Source organism: Oleiphilus sp. HI0132 (assembly GCF_001635845.1).
In genome coordinates, this window is sequence record NZ_LWGJ01000165.1 from 1 (window position 1) to 1,231 (window position 1,231).

Below are 1,231 nucleotides of genomic sequence, written 5' to 3' on the forward strand. Positions count from 1 at the left end.
CGCATCTCGATAATGTGCAACAAAGTGAATAGTGTCATCCACGGCAATACCAATAATTAAGGGAGCAATAATCAACGTGTCCGTATCTAAAGGTATATCTAGCAAGCCCATCAGACCGAAGGTAAAGAATGCTGGCAGGAGATTAGGAATCATTGAAATCAACCCTGCTTGCACAGAACCTAAAGAGAATATTAACAAGATTGTGATAATAACCAGTGCAAAAGCGAAACTCTTGATTTGTGCCCAGCTGATGTGATCGATTAACTCCATCATTAAGGCTAACTGACCTGTAACACTTACTTCAAGATCTGGATACTGAGCCTTTAAAGGTTCAAAATAACGATCTAGGTCAAGTTGAACCTGCTCAAAGAAATGGGTGTATTCGAACGAGCCCTTGTTCCGCAATTGAGCTGAAATATGAGTCTTGGAGTAGTCATCGCTTACAACATTTCTTCGGTCTCGGCTGTTGGCATTATCAAAGAGGTAAAGGAGCTGCGCCGCTAGAACTGGGTCTTCCGGCACGCGATCATAAGTGGGGTCCCCTTCATGCATTACCTTATTTGTATCTTTTACGAAATCAGCCAAAGAAAAGGTTTTAACAACGCTGTCAGGGTAGGTTTCGACCAAGTGAGCCTGGAAGGCATCAATCACCTTAAGTACTGCCGGTTCTTTAAGCGCATCAGACGATTTCATGTCAACAATAAACTCGAGATTCTGTGCCCCCATCATCTCCTTGTCGACCAAATCGTAAGTAACCCGAATCGGTGCATCTTCTTTTGCCAATTCGACTAAATTTGAGTCAATTTTTACTTGAAGCGTACCAATTACAAACAAGCCGAAAAGCGCGATATAACAAAGCGTGACAACTTTACTCTTTCTTTTAATGTACGCGGGTATTTTATCAAGGAAGTGTTGAAGCGAACTTGCTCTTCCTGCACCTCCACCCGACGCATACTTGCTCTTCTTTGCCTCGGCTTTCTTGGACGCTTTCAGATGATACGGATGCCAGAGATCTAGTAGTACAGGTAAAAGAAATAATGTAAAAATGAAAGCTACACCGACACCTAGGGCAGAATTTAAACCAAAGATGGCTATTTGAGGTAGATCGCTAATCATCAGGGCCATCATACCCGCCATGGTCGTGATGGTTGTTAAAAATATAGGGATGCCGGTTTTGCGATAGGCCATTCGCATCGCAGGGCGATGCTCCTCACCTTCTTGTCTGTATAGC

At 43.3% G+C, this 1,231-nt stretch carries 1 protein-coding gene; it reads right to left on the reverse strand.

Annotation, left to right across the window (positions count from 1 at the left end; genetic code table 11):
* A partial coding sequence (locus A3766_RS02100) for an RND family transporter (protein ID WP_156508619.1) occupies nucleotides 1-1,231 on the reverse strand: 1,231 nt, incomplete at both ends.